General features: G+C 76.2%; 16 protein-coding genes. 10 read left to right on the forward strand and 6 right to left on the reverse strand.

What is annotated here, in order from left to right:
- Nucleotides 1–80: 80 nt before the first annotated feature.
- Nucleotides 81–1,340, reverse strand: coding sequence for a serine hydrolase domain-containing protein (locus J0910_RS13775; protein WP_420158901.1), 1,260 nt, complete (start codon nt 1,338–1,340; stop codon nt 81–83).
- 308 nt (nt 1,341–1,648) lie between these two features.
- Between J0910_RS13775 and J0910_RS13780 the strand changes: the two genes are divergently transcribed.
- The 9 genes from J0910_RS13780 to J0910_RS13820 all read left to right on the forward strand — a co-directional run bounded on the left by J0910_RS13780 (nt 1,649) and on the right by J0910_RS13820 (nt 12,067).
- Nucleotides 1,649–2,323: a TetR/AcrR family transcriptional regulator gene (locus J0910_RS13780; protein WP_420158902.1), complete on the forward strand. Its 675-nt coding sequence runs from the start codon at nt 1,649–1,651 to the stop codon at nt 2,321–2,323.
- Nucleotides 2,324–2,363: 40 nt separating this feature from the next.
- Complete coding sequence (locus J0910_RS13785; protein WP_420158903.1) at nt 2,364–4,880, forward strand: MMPL family transporter; 2,517 nt, start codon at nt 2,364–2,366, stop codon at nt 4,878–4,880.
- 241 nt (nt 4,881–5,121) lie between these two features.
- On the forward strand, nt 5,122–5,721 hold the full coding sequence (locus J0910_RS13790) for a class I SAM-dependent methyltransferase (protein ID WP_420158904.1): 600 nt from the start codon (nt 5,122–5,124) through the stop codon (nt 5,719–5,721).
- Nucleotides 5,722–5,891: 170 nt separating this feature from the next.
- On the forward strand, nt 5,892–6,392 hold the full coding sequence (locus J0910_RS13795) for a 2Fe-2S iron-sulfur cluster-binding protein (protein ID WP_420158905.1): 501 nt from the start codon (nt 5,892–5,894) through the stop codon (nt 6,390–6,392).
- Entirely contained in the window at nt 6,389–7,378 is a 990-nt protein-coding gene (locus J0910_RS13800; protein ID WP_420158906.1) for an FAD binding domain-containing protein, read from the forward strand. Before J0910_RS13795 ends, J0910_RS13800 begins: the two co-directional genes overlap by 4 nt.
- Nucleotides 7,375–9,465 carry a xanthine dehydrogenase family protein molybdopterin-binding subunit gene (locus J0910_RS13805; protein ID WP_420158907.1) on the forward strand — a complete coding sequence of 697 codons (2,091 nt, stop codon included), beginning with the start codon at nt 7,375–7,377 and terminating at the stop codon, nt 9,463–9,465. Before J0910_RS13800 ends, J0910_RS13805 begins: the two co-directional genes overlap by 4 nt.
- Nucleotides 9,466–9,669: 204 nt before the next feature.
- Nucleotides 9,670–10,677: a CobW family GTP-binding protein gene (locus J0910_RS13810; RefSeq protein ID WP_420158908.1), complete on the forward strand. Its 1,008-nt coding sequence runs from the start codon at nt 9,670–9,672 to the stop codon at nt 10,675–10,677.
- Between the two features lie 93 nt (nt 10,678–10,770).
- Nucleotides 10,771–10,938 (forward strand): DUF4177 domain-containing protein, encoded by a 168-nt coding sequence (locus tag J0910_RS13815; RefSeq protein ID WP_420158909.1) that lies wholly within the window; start codon nt 10,771–10,773, stop codon nt 10,936–10,938.
- 475 nt (nt 10,939–11,413) lie between these two features.
- Nucleotides 11,414–12,067 carry a hypothetical protein gene (locus J0910_RS13820; protein WP_420158910.1) on the forward strand — a complete coding sequence of 218 codons (654 nt, stop codon included), beginning with the start codon at nt 11,414–11,416 and terminating at the stop codon, nt 12,065–12,067.
- A 185-nt stretch (nt 12,068–12,252) separates the two neighbouring features.
- Here J0910_RS13820 and rox read toward each other — a convergent pair whose 3' ends face one another.
- The 5 genes from rox to J0910_RS13845 all read right to left on the reverse strand — a co-directional run bounded on the left by rox (nt 12,253) and on the right by J0910_RS13845 (nt 17,500).
- Nucleotides 12,253–13,683, reverse strand: a complete 1,431-nt coding sequence (gene rox / locus J0910_RS13825) for a rifampin monooxygenase (RefSeq protein WP_420158911.1) — start codon at nt 13,681–13,683, stop codon at nt 12,253–12,255.
- Between the two features lie 266 nt (nt 13,684–13,949).
- Nucleotides 13,950–14,567: a TetR/AcrR family transcriptional regulator gene (locus tag J0910_RS13830; protein ID WP_420158912.1), complete on the reverse strand. Its 618-nt coding sequence runs from the start codon at nt 14,565–14,567 to the stop codon at nt 13,950–13,952.
- Nucleotides 14,568–15,122: 555 nt separating this feature from the next.
- On the reverse strand, nt 15,123–15,758 hold the full coding sequence (locus J0910_RS13835) for a TetR/AcrR family transcriptional regulator (RefSeq protein WP_420158913.1): 636 nt from the start codon (nt 15,756–15,758) through the stop codon (nt 15,123–15,125).
- 115 nt (nt 15,759–15,873) lie between these two features.
- Nucleotides 15,874–16,902, reverse strand: a complete 1,029-nt coding sequence (locus J0910_RS13840) for an alpha/beta fold hydrolase (RefSeq protein ID WP_420158914.1) — start codon at nt 16,900–16,902, stop codon at nt 15,874–15,876.
- A gap of 154 nt (nt 16,903–17,056) precedes the next feature.
- Nucleotides 17,057–17,500 carry a PaaI family thioesterase gene (locus tag J0910_RS13845; protein WP_420158915.1) on the reverse strand — a complete coding sequence of 148 codons (444 nt, stop codon included), beginning with the start codon at nt 17,498–17,500 and terminating at the stop codon, nt 17,057–17,059.
- A 72-nt stretch (nt 17,501–17,572) separates the two neighbouring features.
- Here J0910_RS13845 and J0910_RS13850 point away from each other — a divergent pair, with 72 nt between their 5' ends.
- Nucleotides 17,573–17,998: a MarR family winged helix-turn-helix transcriptional regulator gene (locus J0910_RS13850; protein ID WP_420158916.1), complete on the forward strand. Its 426-nt coding sequence runs from the start codon at nt 17,573–17,575 to the stop codon at nt 17,996–17,998.
- The last annotated feature ends 228 nt before the right edge of the window (nt 17,999–18,226 follow it).

Raw genomic sequence — 18,226 nt, forward strand, 5'->3', positions numbered from 1 at the left:
ACCGCCCGGGCGGTCCGGCGGGGCCGGGAGCGCGGCGCCGGGCTCCGTCCGAGACGGGGCCCGGCGGCCCCGGGCGCCGGTCAGAAGTAGATCGGGGTGAGGTCCTCGGTGGGCCAGGTGCCGACCCGGTTCGCGGCGTCCCACAGCTTCGGGTCGATCTCCGACCAGTCCAGGCCGTCGCCCTCGCTGCGCCGGTTGAACAGGGCGACCAGGGTGGTGCCGCCGCTGCGGGCCAGGAAGGTGTAGGTGCCGGGCATGCTGCCGGTGTGCCAGGTGTTGACCCGGTCGCCGACCGGGCGCACGGACCAGCCCAGGCCGTAGTGGGTGGCGCCGCCGCCGGTCTCGGGTGCGGCGAACACCGTGTCGATGGACTTCCCGGTGAGGATCCCGGCGTCGTCCGGGGCGTCGTAGATCGCGCAGAACCGGGCGAGGTCGGCGGCGGAGGCGACCCAGCCGCCGTTGCCCAGCTGGATCTCCAGGTTGAACCCGCCGTAGGGGTAGGGGACCTTGTCGCCGGAGCCGTCGAGGACGGTGGTCGCGGTGTACTTCGACTCGTAGCGGACCTCGCCCTCCTGGTCCGCGGCCAGCGAGCGGCCGGCGCGCATCCGCGCGATGCCGAGCGGCCCGAGGACGTCGGAGACCGCGTAGTCCTCGTAGGACTTCCCGGCGGCCTTCGCGATCGCCTCGCCGACCAGCAGGTAGCCGTAGTTGCTGTAGGCGTACTCGGTCGCCGGGGCGTGGTCCAGCTCCATCCCGCTGGTGTAGGCGATGACGTCCTTCTCGCTCAGCGGCAGGTCGAGGCCGGCCTCCTGGGAGATCTGGATGGTGCTCCACAGCGGGTCGAGGGAGGCCTCGCGGTCCCAGCCGCCGATGTGCTGCAGGGCCCGGCGCACGGTGACGTCCTTGAGCCGCGGGTCGGCGGTGCCGCCTGGCAGCGGCTCCAGGTCGACCAGCTCGGCCAGGGGCGCGTCCAGGTCCAGCCCGCCCTCCTGGGCCAGGCGCATCGCGGCGGTGCCGGCGACGGGCTTGCTCAGGCTGGCGATGCGGAAGACGTCGGTCGGCCCGGTGGCGGCGACCGAGTCGTCGCCCCAGGTGTAGCCGCGGGCCAGCAGCAGCCTCCCGCCGCGGGCCACCGCGAGGGAGCCCGCGGAGATGTCGCGGGCCTGCATGTACTCCTTCATCACGCCGTCGAAGTGGGCGAGGGGCTTCACCTCCTCGCCGGTGGCCCGCCAGGTGCGGGCGGCGGCGGACGCGGCGGAGGGGAGCGAGGCGGCCGCGGCGGCGACACCGCCGGCTCCGGTCAGCTTGAGCATGCCGCGGCGGCTGAGCAGGGGAGACAAGGGACCTCCGGGGAAGAGCGGGGAGATGCGGCATCGCGGGCTCAGGGCGACCGCTGCGACGGGCTGCCGATACCGCCGCAGAAGGCGCATTATTCACCCTCGGCCGCGGGGGAGGGCAACCGCGAGAGAACCGGCCGGTTTTTCGCGTCGCCGGCCCGGTCCGCCCCGGCCCCGCGCGCCTCCCCGGCGGGGATCGCCCGGAGAAAGAAAGGGGGTTTTCGCAGATGGGGGCGATCGCGGGGCCCGCCGCCTTTGGTGCACTCGGTGCGTGGTTGCACCGAGTGCACCGAACTGCGTACTCTTGCGCCATGCACGAGCAGCGGACGCCCGCCCGGCCCGGCCGGCGCGAGGCGCTCAAGGCCCGGCACCGCGGCGCGATCATCGACGCCGCGTCGGAGCTGATGAACGAGCTCGAAGGCGCGCACTTCACCGTCGACCGGCTGGCCGAGCGGGCCGACGTGTCGCGGCGGACCGTCTTCAACCACTTCGGCTCGCTCGACGAGGTCGTCCTCGAAGTGCTCGGCCGGGGGCTGGAGACGATCGTCGACGGCATCGACGCCGACCTCGCCGCCGCGCCCGCGGACCGGGCCGCGGAGGCACCGGTGTTCGACCGGCTGGCCGCCGCGCTGCGCGGCACCGACCTGGTGGCCCCGATCGTCCGGCTGACCCGGGCCCTCGGCGAGCCGTCACCGGCCTCCGCGCACGGCGAGGCGGTGCTGTTCGAGCGCGCGTTCACCGATCTGAGCGCGCGGATGGCCGCGATCGTGCGGCGCCACCACCCCGAGGCCGACGCCTTCACCGTGGACCTGATGTGCAGCGCCCTGGTCAGCGGCGGCCTGGTGGTCGTCCGGCGCTGGCAGGAGGCCACCGGCGGGGTCGACACCGCGGAGTCCCGCCGGGTCTGGGACGACCTCCTGGCGCGCATGGTCTCCGCGGTCCGCACCGGCTACGGCGTCCACGCGCCCGGCGCCGGCACGACCTGAGCGCACGCGCTCCCCACACCCCTACGTTTGCAGGCGGACCATGGCTGAACTTCTCTACCGGCTCGGGCGCGCATCGGCGCGCCGCGCCAAGACCGTCATCGCGGTCTGGCTGGCCCTCCTGGCGGCGGCCGGCACCGCGTTCCTCCTCTTCTCCGGCGACCTGGAGGACAGCTTCTCCATCCCGGGCACCCCCACCGACGAGGTGAACCAGACCCTGAAGCGGGAGTTCCCCGGGATGGGCGGCGGCGCGGGCACCGTCGTGTACCGCACCGAGGACGGCTCGGCCTTCACCGAGGAGCAGCGGGAGGCCGTCGCCGACCGCGCCGAGCGCGCCTCCCGGATCGACGGCGTCGAGGCCGCCGTGGACCCGTTCGCCACCGAGCAGGAGCGGTCCGAACAGGCGGAGGCGCTGGAGGACGGCCGTGCGGAGATCGAGGACGGCCGCGCCGAACTCGAATCCGGCCAGGAGCGGCTGGACGCCGGCCGGGAGCAGGCCGAGGCCGCCGGCCTGCTCGACCGGCTGGAGGAGGGGCTGGACGCCCGGCAGGCCGAGATCGACGCGGGCGAGGAGGAGCTGGACGAGGGCGCCCGGGAGATCGAGCAGGGCGAGGCCCTGATGGAGATGTCCGAGGGGGTCCGCCAGGTCTCCGAGGGCGGCGGCACCGCCCTGGTCAACATCGCCTTCACCGAGAGCCAGGAGGAGGTCTCCCAGGAGACCCGCGACGCGGTGATGGCCGTCTTCGACGACGACCCCGTCCCCGGCACCTCGGTCGACTTCGGCAACGACATCGCCATGGGCATGCCCACCCTGGTCAGCGCCGCCGAGGTGATCGGCCTGATCGTGGCGGGCGTGGTCCTGGTGGTCATGCTCGGCACCCTGGTCGGGGCCGGCCTGCCCATCCTGACCGCGCTGCTCGGCGTCGGCATCGCCGTGCTCGCCGCGATGTCGCTCTCCGACGTCCTGGCGATGGCCTCGGTGACGCCGATCCTCGGCCTGATGCTCGGCCTGGCCGTCGGCATCGACTACGCGCTGTTCATCGTCGACCGCCACCGCCGCCAGCTCAAGGAGGGCGTCGGGGCGGCCGAGTCCATCGGCCTGGCCAACGGGACCGCGGGCAACGCCGTGGTCTTCGCCGGGCTGACCGTGCTGATCGCGCTGCTGGGGCTGAACCTGACCGGGATCGGCTTCCTCGGCCTGATGGGGAGCGTGGGCGCCATGGCCGTCACCGTCGCGGTGCTGGTCGCGGTGACCCTGGTGCCGGCGCTGCTGGCGCTGGCGGGAGAGCGCGTCCTGAGCCGGCGCGAGCGCGACCGCCTGCGGCGGGGCGCGCGGGACGGCGCCCCGGAGCGCGCCGCCGGACCGCGGATCCGCCCCATGTCGGTCGGGTCGGCGCTGGGCCGCGCGGCCGCCGCGGTGCTCGCCCTCGGGATCATCGCGCTGCCCGCCCTGGAGCTCCGGGCGGGCATGCCGGACGGCTCCTCCGAGCCCGCCGAGTCCACCCAGCACCGGGCCTACACCGCGGTGGCCGAGGAGTTCGGCGAGGGCCGGAACGGGCCGCTGCTGGTCGCCGCCGAGCTGCCCGGCGGCCCGACCGAGGAGACCGCCGAGGCCAACGCGGAGAAGCACCGGTTCGAGGTCGCCGAGAAGCTCTACGCGCACGAGGACGTCGCCGCGGTGGCGCCGATCGGCGTCTCCGACGACCGCACCCTCGCCATCTTCCAGGTCGTCCCGGAGGAGGGGCCGTCCAGCGCCTCCACCGAGGAGCTGGTGCACACCCTGCGCGGCCTGGAGCCCGTCTACGGCATCGGCCCGCTCGGCGTGGCCGGCATGGCCAGCGGCAACATCGACATCTCCGAGACGCTCAGCGACGCGCTGCCGGTCTACCTCACCGTGGTCGTCGGCCTGTCGCTGGTCATCCTGCTGCTGGTGTTCCGGTCGCTCTACGTTCCGGTCATCGCCACCCTCGGATTCATCCTGTCCTACTTCGGCGCGCTGGGCGGCGTGGTCGCCGTCTACCAGTGGGGTTGGCTGGGCGGCCTGATCGGGCCGGACGACCCCGGTCCGGTGCTGAACTTCCTGCCCACGCTCCTGGCCGGCATCCTGTTCGGCCTGGCCATGGACTACATGCTGTTCATCGGCACCGGCATGCGCGAGGCCTACGTGCACGGCGCCCCGGCCCGGTTCGCCGTCGCCCAGGGCCTCCGGGCCGGGCGGGCGGTGGTCACCGCGGCGGCGATCATCATGATCTCGGTCTTCGGCGGGTTCGTCTTCTCCGAGACCGTGATGATCAGCTCGATGGGGTTCGCCCTCGCCTTCGGGGTCCTGCTCGACGCCTTCGCGGTGCGGATGCTGCTGATCCCCGCGCTCATGCGGCTGGCCGGGGACGCGGCCTGGCGGCTGCCCCGGTGGCTGGAGCGGATCCTGCCCGACGTCGACGTGGAGGGCTCCGCCCTGGAGCGCCGCCACCGCGCCGGCGCCGCCGGCGGCCCCCGGGCCGGTGGGGAGTCCCCCGCCCCGGACCCGGCCGAGCCCGCGGACGCGGCCGGCGGCCGCTGACCCGGACCGCCCGGGCCGCCCTTCCCCCCTCCGGAGGGCGGCCCGGCCGGCGGCCCCGGCCCGGGGCGGGCCGGGACGCCGCCGGAGCGGAAGGAATTCGCCGCCCCCGCCGCCAGGAATGAAATCCTGTTTCGCCGTTCAAATGCATATATGAGCGTTTTCTCGGGGCGGGGAAATTCCGGCCGCGGTCAATCCCGGGGGGTGGCCGGAGCCTCCCGCGGAGCCGCCTTACCGTGAGCCCATGACGAAATACGCGTTGATGTACCGCCTCGGTTTCACCCCGTGGGAGCGCTACGGAGACGGGGTCGGGGCGCAGCTCGGCGCCCTCCTCGACCGCGAGGGCGAAGAGCGCCCGTCCGGCCCCGGGCGGGCGCTGGACATCGGTTGCGGGCGCGGCCAGTTCACCCCCGAGCTGGCCCGGCGCGGCTGGGAGGCGACGGGCGTCGACATCGTCCCGGCGGCGATCGAGGCCGCCCGCGGCAAGGGGCAGGCGGAGATCACCTACACCGTGGCCGACGTGACCGACCTCGAATCGGCCGGCCTGGGCACCTTCGACCTCTTCCTCGACATCGGCTGCTTCCAGGGCCTCGAACCCGGCCTGCGGGCCGCCGAAGGGCGGGGCGTCACGGCGCTCGCCGCCCCGGACGCCACCCTGCTGATACTCGCCTTCGGGCCGTCGAAGTACCAGCGGCTCGTCGAAGGGGTGTCGCAGGCGGAGATCGAGGCGGCCTTCCCCGGATGGGAGCTCATCGCCACCCAGGACGCGGAGACCGCCGGCCTGGGCTGGCCGATGAACCGGACCTCCCCCAAGTGGTACCGGTTCCGCCGCACCGCCGGATGAGGCGGCCCCTCACCGGCCCGGACCGCGGCGGCCCTCCGCACGGGCCCGGCCCGAACGGCGCTCCCGGCCGGCGGGGGCCGCGGCCCCGCGGCTCCGTTTAGGGCGGGGCCTGCGCGGTAACGAGGCCCAAGAGACCACCGGGACGACCCGGGCGGGCCGAGGAGGGCGCCGTGGAAGCCGAGATCACCCTGGTCGTGGACGGCCGCCAGCTGAAGACGACCGTGGACACGCGCACGACGCTGCTGGACGCGCTGCGGGACCGGCTGGGGGTGATGTCGCCGAAGAAGGGCTGCGACCACGGGCAGTGCGGATCGTGCACGGTGCTGCTGGAAGGCCGCCGGATCGTCTCCTGCCTGCCCCTGGCGGTGGCCCACGACGGCGCCGCGATCACCACCGCACAAGGGCTCGCGCCGCCCGGAGAGCTCCACCCGGTGGCCCGCGCGTTCATCGACCACGACGCCCTGCAGTGCGGCTACTGCACGCCCGGCCAGATCTGCTCCGCGGTGGCGCTCCTGGAGGAGATCAAAGAGGGCCGGCCCAGCCACGCCGGCGACCCCAACGGCCCGGTCGAGGCCACCGACGAGGAGATCCGCGAGCGGATGAGCGGCAACCTGTGCCGCTGCGGCGCCTACACCGCCATCGTCGCCGCCGTCCGGGAGGCCGCCCGATGAGGCCCTTCGACTACCGGCGGGAGAGCGACCCCGCCGCGGCCGTCGCCGCCGTCGCCGCCGACCCCGGGGCCGCCTTCCTCGGCGGCGGGACCAACCTCGTCGACCACCTCAAACTCGGTATCGCCGCACCGACCGCGCTGGTCGACGTCTCCCGGCTCGACACCGGCGGCGTCGAGCGGCTGCCCGCCGGCGGGCTGCGCATCGGCGCGTCGCTGTCCAACGCGGACCTGGCCGCCCACCCCGCCGTCCGGAGCGAGTACCCGGTGCTGGCCTCGGCGGTGCTGTCCGGCGCCTCCGCCCAGATCCGCAACCTCGCCACCACCGCGGGCAACCTGCTGCAGCGCACCCGCTGCGTCTACTTCCAGGACGCGACCGCCCCCTGCAACAAGCGCGCCCCCGGGACCGGCTGCCCGGCCCGGGACGGCCACGACCGGTACAACGCCGTCTTCGGCACATCCGGCGAGTGCGTCGCCGTGCACCCCTCCGACATGGCGGTGGCCCTGGCGGCGCTGGACGCCCGGGTGCGCCTGCTGGGGCCCGAAGGCGAGCGGACCGTGCCCGTCACCGGCCTGTACCGGGACCCCGGAGCCGAGCCGCAGCGCGACACGGTCCTCGGCCACGGCGAGCTGGTGACCGCCGTCGACGTCCCCGCACTCCCGATGGCCGCGCGCTCCGCCTACCGCAAGGTCCGCGACCGCGCCTCCTACGCCTTCGCCCTGGTCTCGGTGGCCGCGGCGATCGCCACCGAGGACGGGGTGGTCACCGGTGCCCGGATCGCCTTCGGCGGCCTGGCCCACGGCCCCCTCCGCGCCCGCCGGGCCGAAGAGGCCCTGATCGGCGCCCCGGCCGTCGAGGAGAGCTTCCGCGCGGCCGGCCGCGCGGAGACGGCCGGCGCCGAGACGGGGCCCGGAACGGCCGCCAAACCGGCCATGGCGGTCGGCGCACTGGCCGCCGTCCTGCGCGAGCTGACCTCGGAGGAGACATGACGCAGCAGGCCGTCGGCGCCCCCGTCCCGCGCCTGGAGGCCGCGGCCAAGGCGACCGGTACCGCCCCCTACGCCTACGAGCACCCGGTGCCCGACCCCTGGTTCGCGCACGCCGTCCAGGCGACCATCGCCCGAGGGGCGGTGCTGGCCGTCGACACCGCCGGGGCGGAGGCGGTCGAGGGGGTGCGGGCCGTGCTCACCCCCTTCGACGCGCCGCGCCTGCCCGGCGCCGGCGACCGCCGGTTCGCCGTCCTGCAATCGCCCGAGGTGGCCTTCCGCGGCCAGATCGTGGCCGCGGTCGTGGCGACCACCCCCGAGGCCGCGCGGGAGGCGGCCTCCCTCGTCCGGGTCGAGTACGACGAGCACCTCCACGACACCGTGCTCACCGCCGACCGCGCCGACCTGTACCGCCCGGATGAGGAGGAGGCCGACACCGAGGCCGGCGACGTCGACGCCGCCCTGGCCGCGGCCCCCGTCCGGGTCGAGCACACCTACACCACGCCCATGGAGCACAACAACCCCATGGAGCCGCACACCACCGCCGCCCTGTGGGAGCGCGGCCCCGACCGGCTCACCCTGCACGACTCCACCCAGGGCCCGCACACCGTGCGCGCCGTCCTGGCCCCGGTCCTGGGCCTGGACCCGGAGCGGATCCGGGTGCTGGCCCCGCACGTCGGAGGGGGCTTCGGGTCCAAGGGCGAACCCCACCCGCACAACGTGCTGGCCGCGCTGGCCGCCCGCGCCCTGCCCGGCCGCTGGGTCAAGCTCGCGCTGACCCGCCGCCAGATGTTCGCCCTGACCGGCTACCGCACCCCCACCGTGCAGCGGGTCCGGCTCGGCGCCGGCACCGACGGGCGCCTGCTGGCCCTCTCCCACGAGTCGGTCGAGCAGACCGCCACGGTCAAGGAGTTCCCCGAGATGAGCGCGGTGTGCTCGCGGAAGATGTACGCCGCCCCGCACCGGCGCACCCGGCACCGGCTGGCCGCCCTGGACGTGCCCGCCCCGTTCTGGATGCGCGCGCCGGGGGAGGCGCCGGGCATGTTCGCCCTGGAGTCGGCGATGGACGAGCTCGCCCACGCCTGCGGCCTGGACCCCGTCGAGCTGCGCATCCGCAACGAACCCGAGGTGGCGCCGGACAGCGGCCTGCCCTGGGCCGACCGCCGCCTGGTCGAATGCCTGCGGGAGGGGGCCCGCCGGTTCGGCTGGGCCGACCGGGACCCCGCCCCCGGCCCGCACCGCTCCGGCCGGTGGCTGACCGGTACCGGGGTGGCCTCCGCGGTCTACCCCCACCTCACCCTGCCCGGATCGGTGGCCTCGATCCGCCACGGCGGCCGGGGCCGCTACACGGTGGCGATCGGCGCCGCCGACATCGGCACCGGCGCCCGCACGGCGCTCACCCAGATCGCGGCCGAGGCGCTCGGGCGCCCGATCGGCGACGTCGACCTCCGCATCGGCGACACCGACCTGCCCCCGGCCAGCGTCGCCGGCGGGTCCACCGGGACCACGTCGTGGGGGGCCGCGATCACCGCGGCCGCGGAGGAGCTCCGCCGGCTGCACGGCCGCGACCCGGCCGCCGGCGCCGAGGCGCGCGCCGGCACCCCGCCCAACCCCGAGGCCGAGCGCTACGCCATGTCCTCCTTCGGCGCCCACTTCGCGGAGGTCCGGGTGGACGCCGACACCGGCGAGATCCGGGTGCCGCGCCTGCTCGGCGTCTTCTCCATCGGCCGGGTCGTCAACCCGCGGACGGTCCGCTCGCAGTTCATCGGCGGCATGACCATGGGGCTGTCGATGGCCCTGCACGAGCAGAGCGTGCTCGACCCGCGCTTCGGCCACGTCGTCAACGGCGACCTGGCCGAGTACCACATCGCCGCCAACGCCGACGTCGGGCGGATCGACGCCGCCTGGCTGGAGGGCCCCGACCCCCTGGCCGGCCCCACCGGGTCCCGCGGCGCCGGCGAGATCGGCATCGTCGGCACCGCCGCGGCCATCGCCAACGCCGCCTTCCACGCCACCGGCGTCCGGGTGCGCGACCTGCCGCTGACCGCCGACCGATTCCTGGAGGCGGGCACCGGGCAGGCCCCGGGCTGAGCCGGGACGGGCCCCGGAGCGGGCCGGCGGGGGAGGACCGGCGGGCGCCCGGACGCCGCGGCCCCGGAGCGGTGCGGGGCGCGGCGCGGCGGCCGCCCGGGGCCGCACCCCGCCCGGCGGCCCACCGGAATCTGGCACGATGCCATCCGGACCGTCCGACCGGGCGCCCAGCCGCCCGCCCGACCGTGCAAGAGGCCTGACACCATGCCGCAGCTCCCTGTCATCGCGCTGACCGGACACCTGGGTGCCGGAAAGACGACCCTGCTCAACAGGTTGCTGCGTGCCCCCGGGGCGAGGATCGGCGTGGTCGTCAACGACTTCGGCGCCATCAACGTCGACGCGGGGCTGGTGATGGGGCAGGTCGACGACGCCGAGGCGATCAGCGGCGGCTGCGTGTGCTGCCTGCCCGACGCCGGCGGCCTGGACGCCGCCCTGGAGAAGCTCGCCCAGCCGCGGCTGCGCCTGGACGCGGTGATCGTCGAGGCCAGCGGCATCGCCGACCCGCCCGCCCTGGCCCGGCTCATCCGGTTCAGCGAGGTCGGCGGGATCCGCCCCGGCGGCGTCATCGACGTGATCGACGCCTCGGAGCACTTCGACACCGTCGACACCGGAACCCTCCCGCCCGAGCGGTACGCGACGGCCACCCTGATCGTCGTCAACAAGACCGACCGCATCCCCGCCCCGGATCGGGACGCGGTGCGGGCGCGGATCGTCGACCGGGTGCGGGAGCTCAACCCCCGGGCGCAGGTCATCGCCACCGAGCACGGCCGCATCGACCCCGCCCTGGTCTTCGACGCCGCCGCGGAGCAGGCCGCCCAGCCCGAGCTCCCCTTCGCCGAGCTGGAGCAGGGCGACGCGGCGCCGCACGTGCACGCGGACGCGGTGACCGTCGGCGCGGACGGCCCGATCGACCCCGGCCGGGTCGTCGACCTGATCGAGGACCCGCCGGAAGGCGTGTACCGGATGAAGGGCGCGGTCGCGGTGGCATCGGGCGGGCGGACCCGCCGCTACGCGGTCAACCTCGTCGGGCGGCAGATCCACGTCGCCCCGCACACCGGCCGCTCCGGTGCGGACGGCCTCGTCGCCATCGGCATGCACCTGGACCCGCCCGCCGTCCGGCGCCGGCTGGAGGAGGCGCTCCGCCCCGCCCCGGAAGGCCCCGCCGCCGACGGCCTCCGGCGCCTGGACCGGTACCGCCGGATCAGCGCCTGACCGCCCGGTCCCGGGGCGGGAGCGGCCTCCCCGCCCCGGGCCGGGACCCGGGGGCCGGAGCCGCCCCCGGACCACCCCCGGCAGGGAGCGCCCATGGCCACCGGGCGGGAGCACAGGGTGCCGGCCTGCAGTCTGCGGATGAAGGGCTTCGGCCACGAGCAGACCCAGCGCGGCCGCAACGGCCTCGGCGGCCAGGGCCGGGAGACGGCCGGCGCCATCGCCCCGGGCAGGGGCAGGCGGTCGGGGTCGGCGCCATCGTGAAGCGGCCGCGCGACTGACATCGGCCGGAGCGGACCGGCGGAGAACCGCTCCGATGCCGGTCCGCTCCGGCGGGGCGCCCCCTGCCGTCCCCGCGACCGGCCGCTCCGGTCCGCCGGTCCAGGCGCCGGGGAGGAGCGCGCCGTCGGGACGGGCACGGAGATCCGCCTGAGGATAGAGTGGGCCGGCCCCGGAACCCGGCTCATGAACGCGCTCTTCACCGAGAAGGCCCGCGCCTTCCTCGGGGCGGAGGCCGAGACTCCGGACCGCCGGGCGCGATGAGACCAGGCGAGGCCGGACCGGCCCCCGCGCCGGTCCGGACGGCACGGGTCGGGCGGCCCGTGTGAGACGCGCGGGCCGCCCGAACCCCACCCCCCCGACAAGCGAAGAGATGAGAATGCACCCCTCACCGCCCCCTCCCGCGGCATCGGCGCCCCCGAGCCGCGGCCTCTCCCGCCGGACCGGCATCGTGCTCGCCGTGGCCGGAGCGCTCTGCGCGGTCCTGGTCGCCGCCCTCGTCGCCGTGGCGGTGCGCGTGCCGCCGGCGTTCACTTCCCTGGCGGATTGCGCCCGCATCCTTCCCGCGGCCGAGTTCGCGCGCGTCCCCGGCACCGAGGGGCTCGAGCTCTCCACCGTGCAGACCGAGTACGAGAACAGGGAGATCCCCGCGAAGGCCCTGGCCGCCCAGTACTGCACCACGGGCGAGGGCGGGGAGGCGACGGCGCTGTCCATCCGCATCGCCCTCTACTCTCCGGAGCTGCGGGGCGACCGCTACGCGGTCCTGCGGGAGCACATCGCCGCGTCGCGGCCGGAGACCGACGGCGAGGGCCGGGGGAGCACCACCATCACCTCCTCCACGGCCGGCTCCAGCGGTACCGAGGAGCACGAGGCGGACCTGGTCGCCACCGACCTGCCGGACATCGGGGACGGCGGCTGGACGGCCTCCTACACGGCACCGGACGCACTGGGCATGGAGGACTGGAGCGCGGGGCACTTCTCCGTGCGCAACGTCATCGTGCACGTCCAGTACCGGGGGACCCCGGGCATGGACCCCGGGGAGCGGGGAGAGGCGCTGCGCCCCGTCCTGGAGACGGCGGCCGCGGCGATCTCCGAGCACTTCCCCGAGGAGTGAGACCCCGGCCGGGGCCTCCGAGGAGGTCCTGCACGCGATCGCGGGCGCGCTGCGCCTGGGCGGGGCGGGACCACCTGTTCGAGCCGGCCCGCACCGCGGGCACGCGGACGCGGCCGGGACCGCGCCACCGGACGCCGCTTTCGGAGCGGCGGCCCCGGGGGCGGTCCCGGCCGCGTCCGCCGTGCTCAGCCGGTGGGGGAGCCGAACCACTCCGCCAGGCGGGGGCGGAGCTCCTGCAGGTCTTCGCCGACCCACGCCACGTGCCCGTCCGGCCGCAGCAGCACGGCGGGCGCGTCCGGCTCCCCGCCGCCGTCGACGACGTGGTCGACCCGGTCCGCCCAGCCCTCCACCGAGAGCCGCCCGGTCCGGTCCAGGAGCAGCCCGCGGCCGCCGTGCATCAGGCCGTAGAGGCGGCCCCGCTCCAGCGCGATGTCGGGCATCCGCCTGCCGACCAGCTCGTGGCCCCCGCCCAGGTCGTAGCGGATCCCGATCGCGATGATCTTCTCGATCAGGCGCCGGTTCACCTCCTCGATGTCCATCAGCTCCGTCAGCAGCCGGCGCACCGCCCGGGGGCCCGGCTCGGTGGACATCAGCTCCATCTGCGCGCGGGTGTTGTCCAGCACGTCGGCGGCGACCGGGCGCCGCTCGTCCTGGTAGCCGTCGAGCAGCCCCTCCGGCGCCCACCCGGCGACCTCGGCGGCCAGCTTCCAGCCGAGGTTGAACGCGTCCTGGACGCCGAGGTTGAGCCCCTGGCCGCCGACCGGCGGGTGGACGTGCGCCGCGTCGCCGGCCAGCAGCACCCGGCCGACCCGGTAGCGCTCGGCCAGCCGGGTGGCGTCGCCGAAGCGGGACATCCAGCGCGGCGAGTGCACGCCGAAGTCGGTTCCGGCCACCGCCCGCAGCCGCCGCTTGAACTCGTCCAGGGTCGGCGGGACCGAGCGGTCCGCGGCCACCCCCTCGGCGGGCACGACGACGCGGTGCGTCCCGTCGTCCCCGAAGGGCCCGATGCCGAACCGCAGCTGGGTCTTGCGGACCTCGGCCGTCGCGGAGGCCAACTCCTCCGGCGGCGCGGTCACCAGCATCTCGCCCAGCAGGGTCTCGTTGCGGCTGGGCTCGCCGGGGAAGCCGACGCCGAGCAGTCTGCGCACCGTGCTGCGGCCGCCGTCGCAGCCGACCAGGTAGCGCGAGCGCAGCCGGGTGCCGTCGGCCAGCTCGGCGGTCACCCCCTCGTCGTCCTGCTCCAGCCCGACCAGCTCGCGGCCGCGCCGGATCTCGGCGCCGAGCTCGGCGGCGCGCTCGGCCAGCAGGCGGTCGGTGACGGGCTGCGGGATGGCGAGGACGTAGGCGTGCGCGGTGTCCAGCCCCTCGGGCTGCGGCTTGGAGATGCCCGCGAAGAAGCCGCCGAGCGGGTACTTCCGCCCGTGCTCGAGGAAGCGCTCCAGCAGCCCGCGCTGCTCCATCACCTCGATGCTGCGCACGTGCAGGCCGAGCGCGCGGACGTACCCGACCGGCTCCTCCTCCTTCTCCAGCACGAGCACGTCCACCCCGTGCAGCCGCAGCTCGGCGGCGAGCATCATGCCGGTCGGTCCGCCGCCGGCGATGATCACGTCGTTCATGAGACCCCCATAAGACAAGCCGGTGCCCGGTCGGCCGGTCCGCGCGGCCCGGCGGCGCGCACCGCGGCCGCGCAGGCGAGGGCGTGCGCGCTCCAGGGTGTCCGCGCCGGTGGGACCGGCCGTGGGCGCCGATTCTCCGGCACGACCCGGGTCTTGCCGCAAGCCCCCGGGTGCGCTATACGTTGAGAGTGGCAGGGAGCTCTCTTCTCCCTGCCTTCTCTGCTTCCGGGGCCCGGTCGGCCGCGCTCCGGCGCGGGGTGCCGGGGCTACGCCCCCGGGGAGCGGAAGGCCGGCGCCCGGTGCTCCGCCGGAGCGGGCTCCCCGGGGAGGGCCTCCAGGATGGCCCGGGCGGCGGCGCGGGCCTGGACGGCGGGCTCGGAGCTCTGCTGGACGGCGGAGAGGGAGAGGGTGCCGGCCACCAGGATGTGCAGCTGCCGGGCGAGGGCGTCCGGGTCGGGCGCGGTGGTGGCGGCGGCCAGGGCGTGCAGCTGCTCGCCGACGGCGTCCATGTGGTCGCGCACGGCCCGGTAGACCGGATCCGCGTCTTCGCCCAGCTCGCCGTAGGCGTTGCTGAACGCGCACCCGCGGAACTCCGGCTGCCCGCACCACGCCTGCAGCCAGTCGAACACCGCCAGGATGCGCTCCCGGGGGTCGGGGACGCCGTCGGTGTGCTCGCGCAGGGCCGCGCGGGACCGGGTGTCGCGGTACCGCAGGTAGGCCTCGACCAGCGCGGTCTTGGAGGGGAAGGCCCGGTAGAGGCGCTTGAGGGGCACCCGGGCGGCGTCGCGGATGCGGTCCATCCCCACCGCCTGGATGCCGTGCGCGTAGAACAGGGCGTCGGCGGCCTCCAGCACCCGTGCCCGGTCGGTCGCGATCGTGTCCAAATCCGGCCTCTTTTCCGCTCGCCCCTTGAGAACATCCATTCTCGATCGTACGCTCTCCGGTGGAGAACGAAGGTTCTCTTGCCGGTGGGACCCTGATCCGCCGAGGAGGGGGAGGGGGCGGGCCTCGCCCGCGATGCGGTGCGGCCCGCTCTCCCCTCCTGCGGCGGCGGCCTCACCGGAGCGCCCGCCGGGGGCCGCGGGGCGGAGGGATCCGGTGCGGGCGGCCGCGGGGGCGGCGCCCGCCCGGACGCCGGGAAGGGGCGGCCGCCCGGCCCCCGGGGCGCGGGCGGCCTGCCCGGCGGGGAGCACCGCCCCTCTCGGCGCGGTGCGCCGCAAGGGCCTGCCGGGGCCCGGCAGGCGGGCGGGGCCTTTCGAGCGGCCCGCCCCAGACGCGGTCGGCGGCCAGGACGGGGCCGCCTCCGCTCTGGGAGCGGGCCACCGTCCGCCTTCCGCACCGGAGGCGGATCCCGGCGCCCCCTCCCGCGCGGCCGCGGGGCGGCGCCCCCGGCGGCGCGGCCCGTTTCCGCGGTGTTCCCGGGGGCGGGCGGCCCGGGGTCAGCGGCCGGGCGTGCGCAGGGCGGTGCGGTGCAGCATGTCGAGGACGGCGGCGGTCCCGGCGGAGAGGTCGGCGTCCGCCTCCTCCAGGCCGCGCGCCACGACCGCGTCGATCGCGCCGTTGAGGATGACCGCCATGGTCTCGGCGTCCAGCTCCGGCCGGTACTCCCCGGCCCGCACCGCCGCGCCGATCAGGTCGGCGAGCGGCCGCCGGCGCGCGGCCGACCCGGGGCCGTCCTCGATGCCGGTGCCGCTGCCGGGGGCGAGCGCTTCGACGAGCATGCGCACGTGGGCCGGGTTCTCCGCCATGTGGCCGATCACCGACTCGACGTAGGCGTCCACCGCGTCCGCCGGGCCGGCGGCCCGCGCCAGCGCGGCCTCGACCCGCCCGGTGAGGGCGCCGATGACCGACTCGTAGGCGGCGCGGATCACCGCGTCCTTCGACGCGAAGTGGTAGATGACCGCGCCCTTGGTGATGCCGGCGGCGTCGGCGATGCGCTGCAGGGAGCAGCCGGCGTGGCCGCGGGCGGCGACGATGCCGATGGTGGCGGAGATCAGCTGGGCGCGCCGGGCCTGCTCGGTGAGGGTCGGCCGCCGGTCCGGCGCGCCGCCGGCGCTGCGGGGGCTGGTGGGCACTGCTGTTCGACCTTCCTGCGACGGTGCGGCGGCGGCCGCCGCCGCGCTCCATCCTTCCGCATGCCGCGCGGGCGGCGCGGCCCGCCGGGGCCGGGCCGGAGCGCCCGCCCGCCCCTCACTCCGCCCCGGCGAGGAAGTCCGCGACGTCGGCGGCGATCTCCTCCGGGTACTCGCCGCTGATCGCGTGCGAGGCGTCCGGGTAGGTCAGCACGGTGCCCCGGGACAGGGAGGCCTCCGCCCGGCGCACGGCCTCCGCCGGGTCGTGCATCACGGACTCGCCGGCGATGATCGCCAGCACCGGCAGGTCGACCGCGGCGATCCGCTCGGCGGGGAACCGGGACGGCGCCGGCAGCCGCAGCGCGTAGTTCCGCATGCCCGACTCGATCATGTCCGCCACCGGGACGTCCTCCACCGGTGTGCCGCCGGCGGTCCAGGAGTTGAATCCGTCCCGCCAGCTCTTCGGGAACCAGGGGACCGAGGCCGGGACGGACCGCAGCACCGTCTCCGCCGGCATGTCGGCGAAGGTCATCGCGGGATCGATCAGGACCATGCCGGCCAGGGCGTCCGGTGTCCTGGTGGCGAGGTTCATCGCGGTCCAGCCGCCGATCGAGACGCCGAGCAGGTGCACCCGGGGCTCGGGCAGCTCGGAGAGCGCCTGGTGCAGCCAGCGGGCCTGGCTCCCGTCATCGGTGATCGGGCGGGTCTGGACGCTGGCCCCGGGCTCGCCGAGCAGGTCGACCGTGTAGACGGTGCGCACCTTCCGCAGCGGCGCGAGGTTGCCGGCGAACATCGCGGCCCCCGAGGCCCGGCCCGGCAGCAGCACCAGCGGGGCCTTGTCCGGCTCGGCGCCGTCGAACCGGTACATCCGGACCACCCCGTAGTCGGTCCGCACGTCCAGCACCGCGTCGGGCTCCGGGAGCTCCTCCATCGCCCGCTCGTAGGCGGCGGCGTAGTGGTCGTACCCCTCGGCGGAGGTGAAGTGGCCCACCGGGGCGCCGCCGCGGGCGTGCGCCCAGCCGGCGAGCAGGGCGACCGCCAGGCCGGCCGCCGCCCACCGGAGCAGCCGCCGGCGCCGCGGCCGCCGGGCCGGCGCCTCCGCGGGGCCCGCCCGGTCCCGCCCGGCCGCCGCCTCTTCCTCGCCCATGGCGCGATCGCCCCCTCCGCCCGCATGTCACTGACCACTTGGTCAGCAGTCTGACCGAATGGTCAGTGAAGCGCAAGGGGGATTCCGCCCGCCGGGCGGGGAGCGCCGATCGCTTCCGTGTGCGGCGGAGGCCGGGCGCGGGTCGGGGGTGCGGTCAGGCGCCCGGGTCGGGGGCGCCGCCCGGCGGTGCGGAGACCGCGATGGCGCCCTGGGCGACGGCGCACAGCGCCTCGGCGCCCCCGGCGTCCTCGGTGGAGATGTCGCAGCGGCACACGACGCGGGTCCGCCCGGCGCGGACGACCCGGGCGCGGGCCCGCAGCAGGACCCCGTCGGCCGGGCGCAGGTAGTCGACGGAGAAGCCGGCCGTGATCAGGTCGGTGCCGGCCGCGGTGCCGGCGGCGAAGGTCAGGGCGTTGTCCGCCAGGTAGCCGAGCACGCCGCCGTGCACGAATCCGTTCTGCTGGCGCAGCTCGTCGCGGATGTCCAGCTCCAGTACGGCCTCGCCGCCGCCGAAGGCGGTCAGCCGGGTGCCGAGGAGGGCGCTGAACGGCTGGGCCGCCAGGACCTTCCGGGCCAGGGCCAGATCGGGGGCGCTCATGGTCCGTGCTCACCTCGCTTCACTAGTGAAGTGAGAATGGCGGGGCGCCCCCGGGTCTGTCAAGATCGGCTCATGCCCGACCCGGACCAGCGCCTCTTCTTCCTGCTGCAGCGGGCCGCCCACCGGCTGCGCACCACCGCGGACCGCCGCTGCCTGGACGCCGCGGGGGTCACCACCGCCCAGCTCGCCGCGCTGTTCGCGATACGCGACGGCTCGGCCCTCACCCAGCGGCGCCTCGCCGCCGCCCTGGACCTGCGCGAGTCCGCGGTCACCGCGCTGGTCCGCCGGCTGGCCGAGGCCGGCCTGATCACCCGGCGGGCCCACCCCGACGAGCACCGCGCCGTCCTCCTGGAGCTGACCGAGGAGGGCGACGCCGCCCTGCGCGCCGCCCGCCCCGCGGTCGACCGGTTCAACGCCGAACTCCGCGCCCTGCTCGGTGACGACGGCTTCGCCCGGACCGCCGCCGCACTGCACCGGCTCGCCCACTGGGAGCCCTGACCCCGGCCGCGGCGGACGGGCCGTCCCGGCCGGGCGCGGAGAACTCCCCGGCCCGCGCGTCCGAGACCGCCGGCGGGAGAGGCCCGCCCCCGGGCGTCGGCCTTGACGCTGCGGCCCTGTCGGAGCGCTCCGACAGGGCCGCAGCGTCAAGGCCGACGGGGAAGGGCGGGGGAGCCGGGTGCTCTTCTGCGCCCGCCGCCCTCTCCCGTCAACGATCGAGGCGTTCCG

This window comes from Nocardiopsis oceanisediminis (assembly GCF_048595525.1).
Lineage (GTDB): Bacteria > Actinomycetota > Actinomycetes > Streptosporangiales > Streptosporangiaceae > Nocardiopsis_A > Nocardiopsis_A oceanisediminis.

What these genes read in the sequence shown, in the direction of transcription:
- J0910_RS13800 (WP_420158906.1), top strand. Translation starts at nt 6,389, where the DNA reads ATGAGGCCCTTCGACTACCGGCGGGAGAGCGACCCCGCCGCGGCCGTC.
- rox (WP_420158911.1), bottom strand. Translation starts at nt 13,683, where the DNA reads ATGAACGACGTGATCATCGCCGGCGGCGGACCGACCGGCATGATGCTC.
- J0910_RS13810 (WP_420158908.1), top strand. Translation starts at nt 9,670, where the DNA reads ATGCCGCAGCTCCCTGTCATCGCGCTGACCGGACACCTGGGTGCCGGA.
- J0910_RS13815 (WP_420158909.1), top strand. Translation starts at nt 10,771, where the DNA reads ATGGCCACCGGGCGGGAGCACAGGGTGCCGGCCTGCAGTCTGCGGATG.
- J0910_RS13805 (WP_420158907.1), top strand. Translation starts at nt 7,375, where the DNA reads ATGACGCAGCAGGCCGTCGGCGCCCCCGTCCCGCGCCTGGAGGCCGCG.
- J0910_RS13840 (WP_420158914.1), bottom strand. Translation starts at nt 16,902, where the DNA reads ATGGGCGAGGAAGAGGCGGCGGCCGGGCGGGACCGGGCGGGCCCCGCG.
- J0910_RS13790 (WP_420158904.1), top strand. Translation starts at nt 5,122, where the DNA reads ATGACGAAATACGCGTTGATGTACCGCCTCGGTTTCACCCCGTGGGAG.
- J0910_RS13780 (WP_420158902.1), top strand. Translation starts at nt 1,649, where the DNA reads ATGCACGAGCAGCGGACGCCCGCCCGGCCCGGCCGGCGCGAGGCGCTC.
- J0910_RS13845 (WP_420158915.1), bottom strand. Translation starts at nt 17,500, where the DNA reads ATGAGCGCCCCCGATCTGGCCCTGGCCCGGAAGGTCCTGGCGGCCCAG.
- J0910_RS13785 (WP_420158903.1), top strand. Translation starts at nt 2,364, where the DNA reads ATGGCTGAACTTCTCTACCGGCTCGGGCGCGCATCGGCGCGCCGCGCC.
- J0910_RS13850 (WP_420158916.1), top strand. Translation starts at nt 17,573, where the DNA reads ATGCCCGACCCGGACCAGCGCCTCTTCTTCCTGCTGCAGCGGGCCGCC.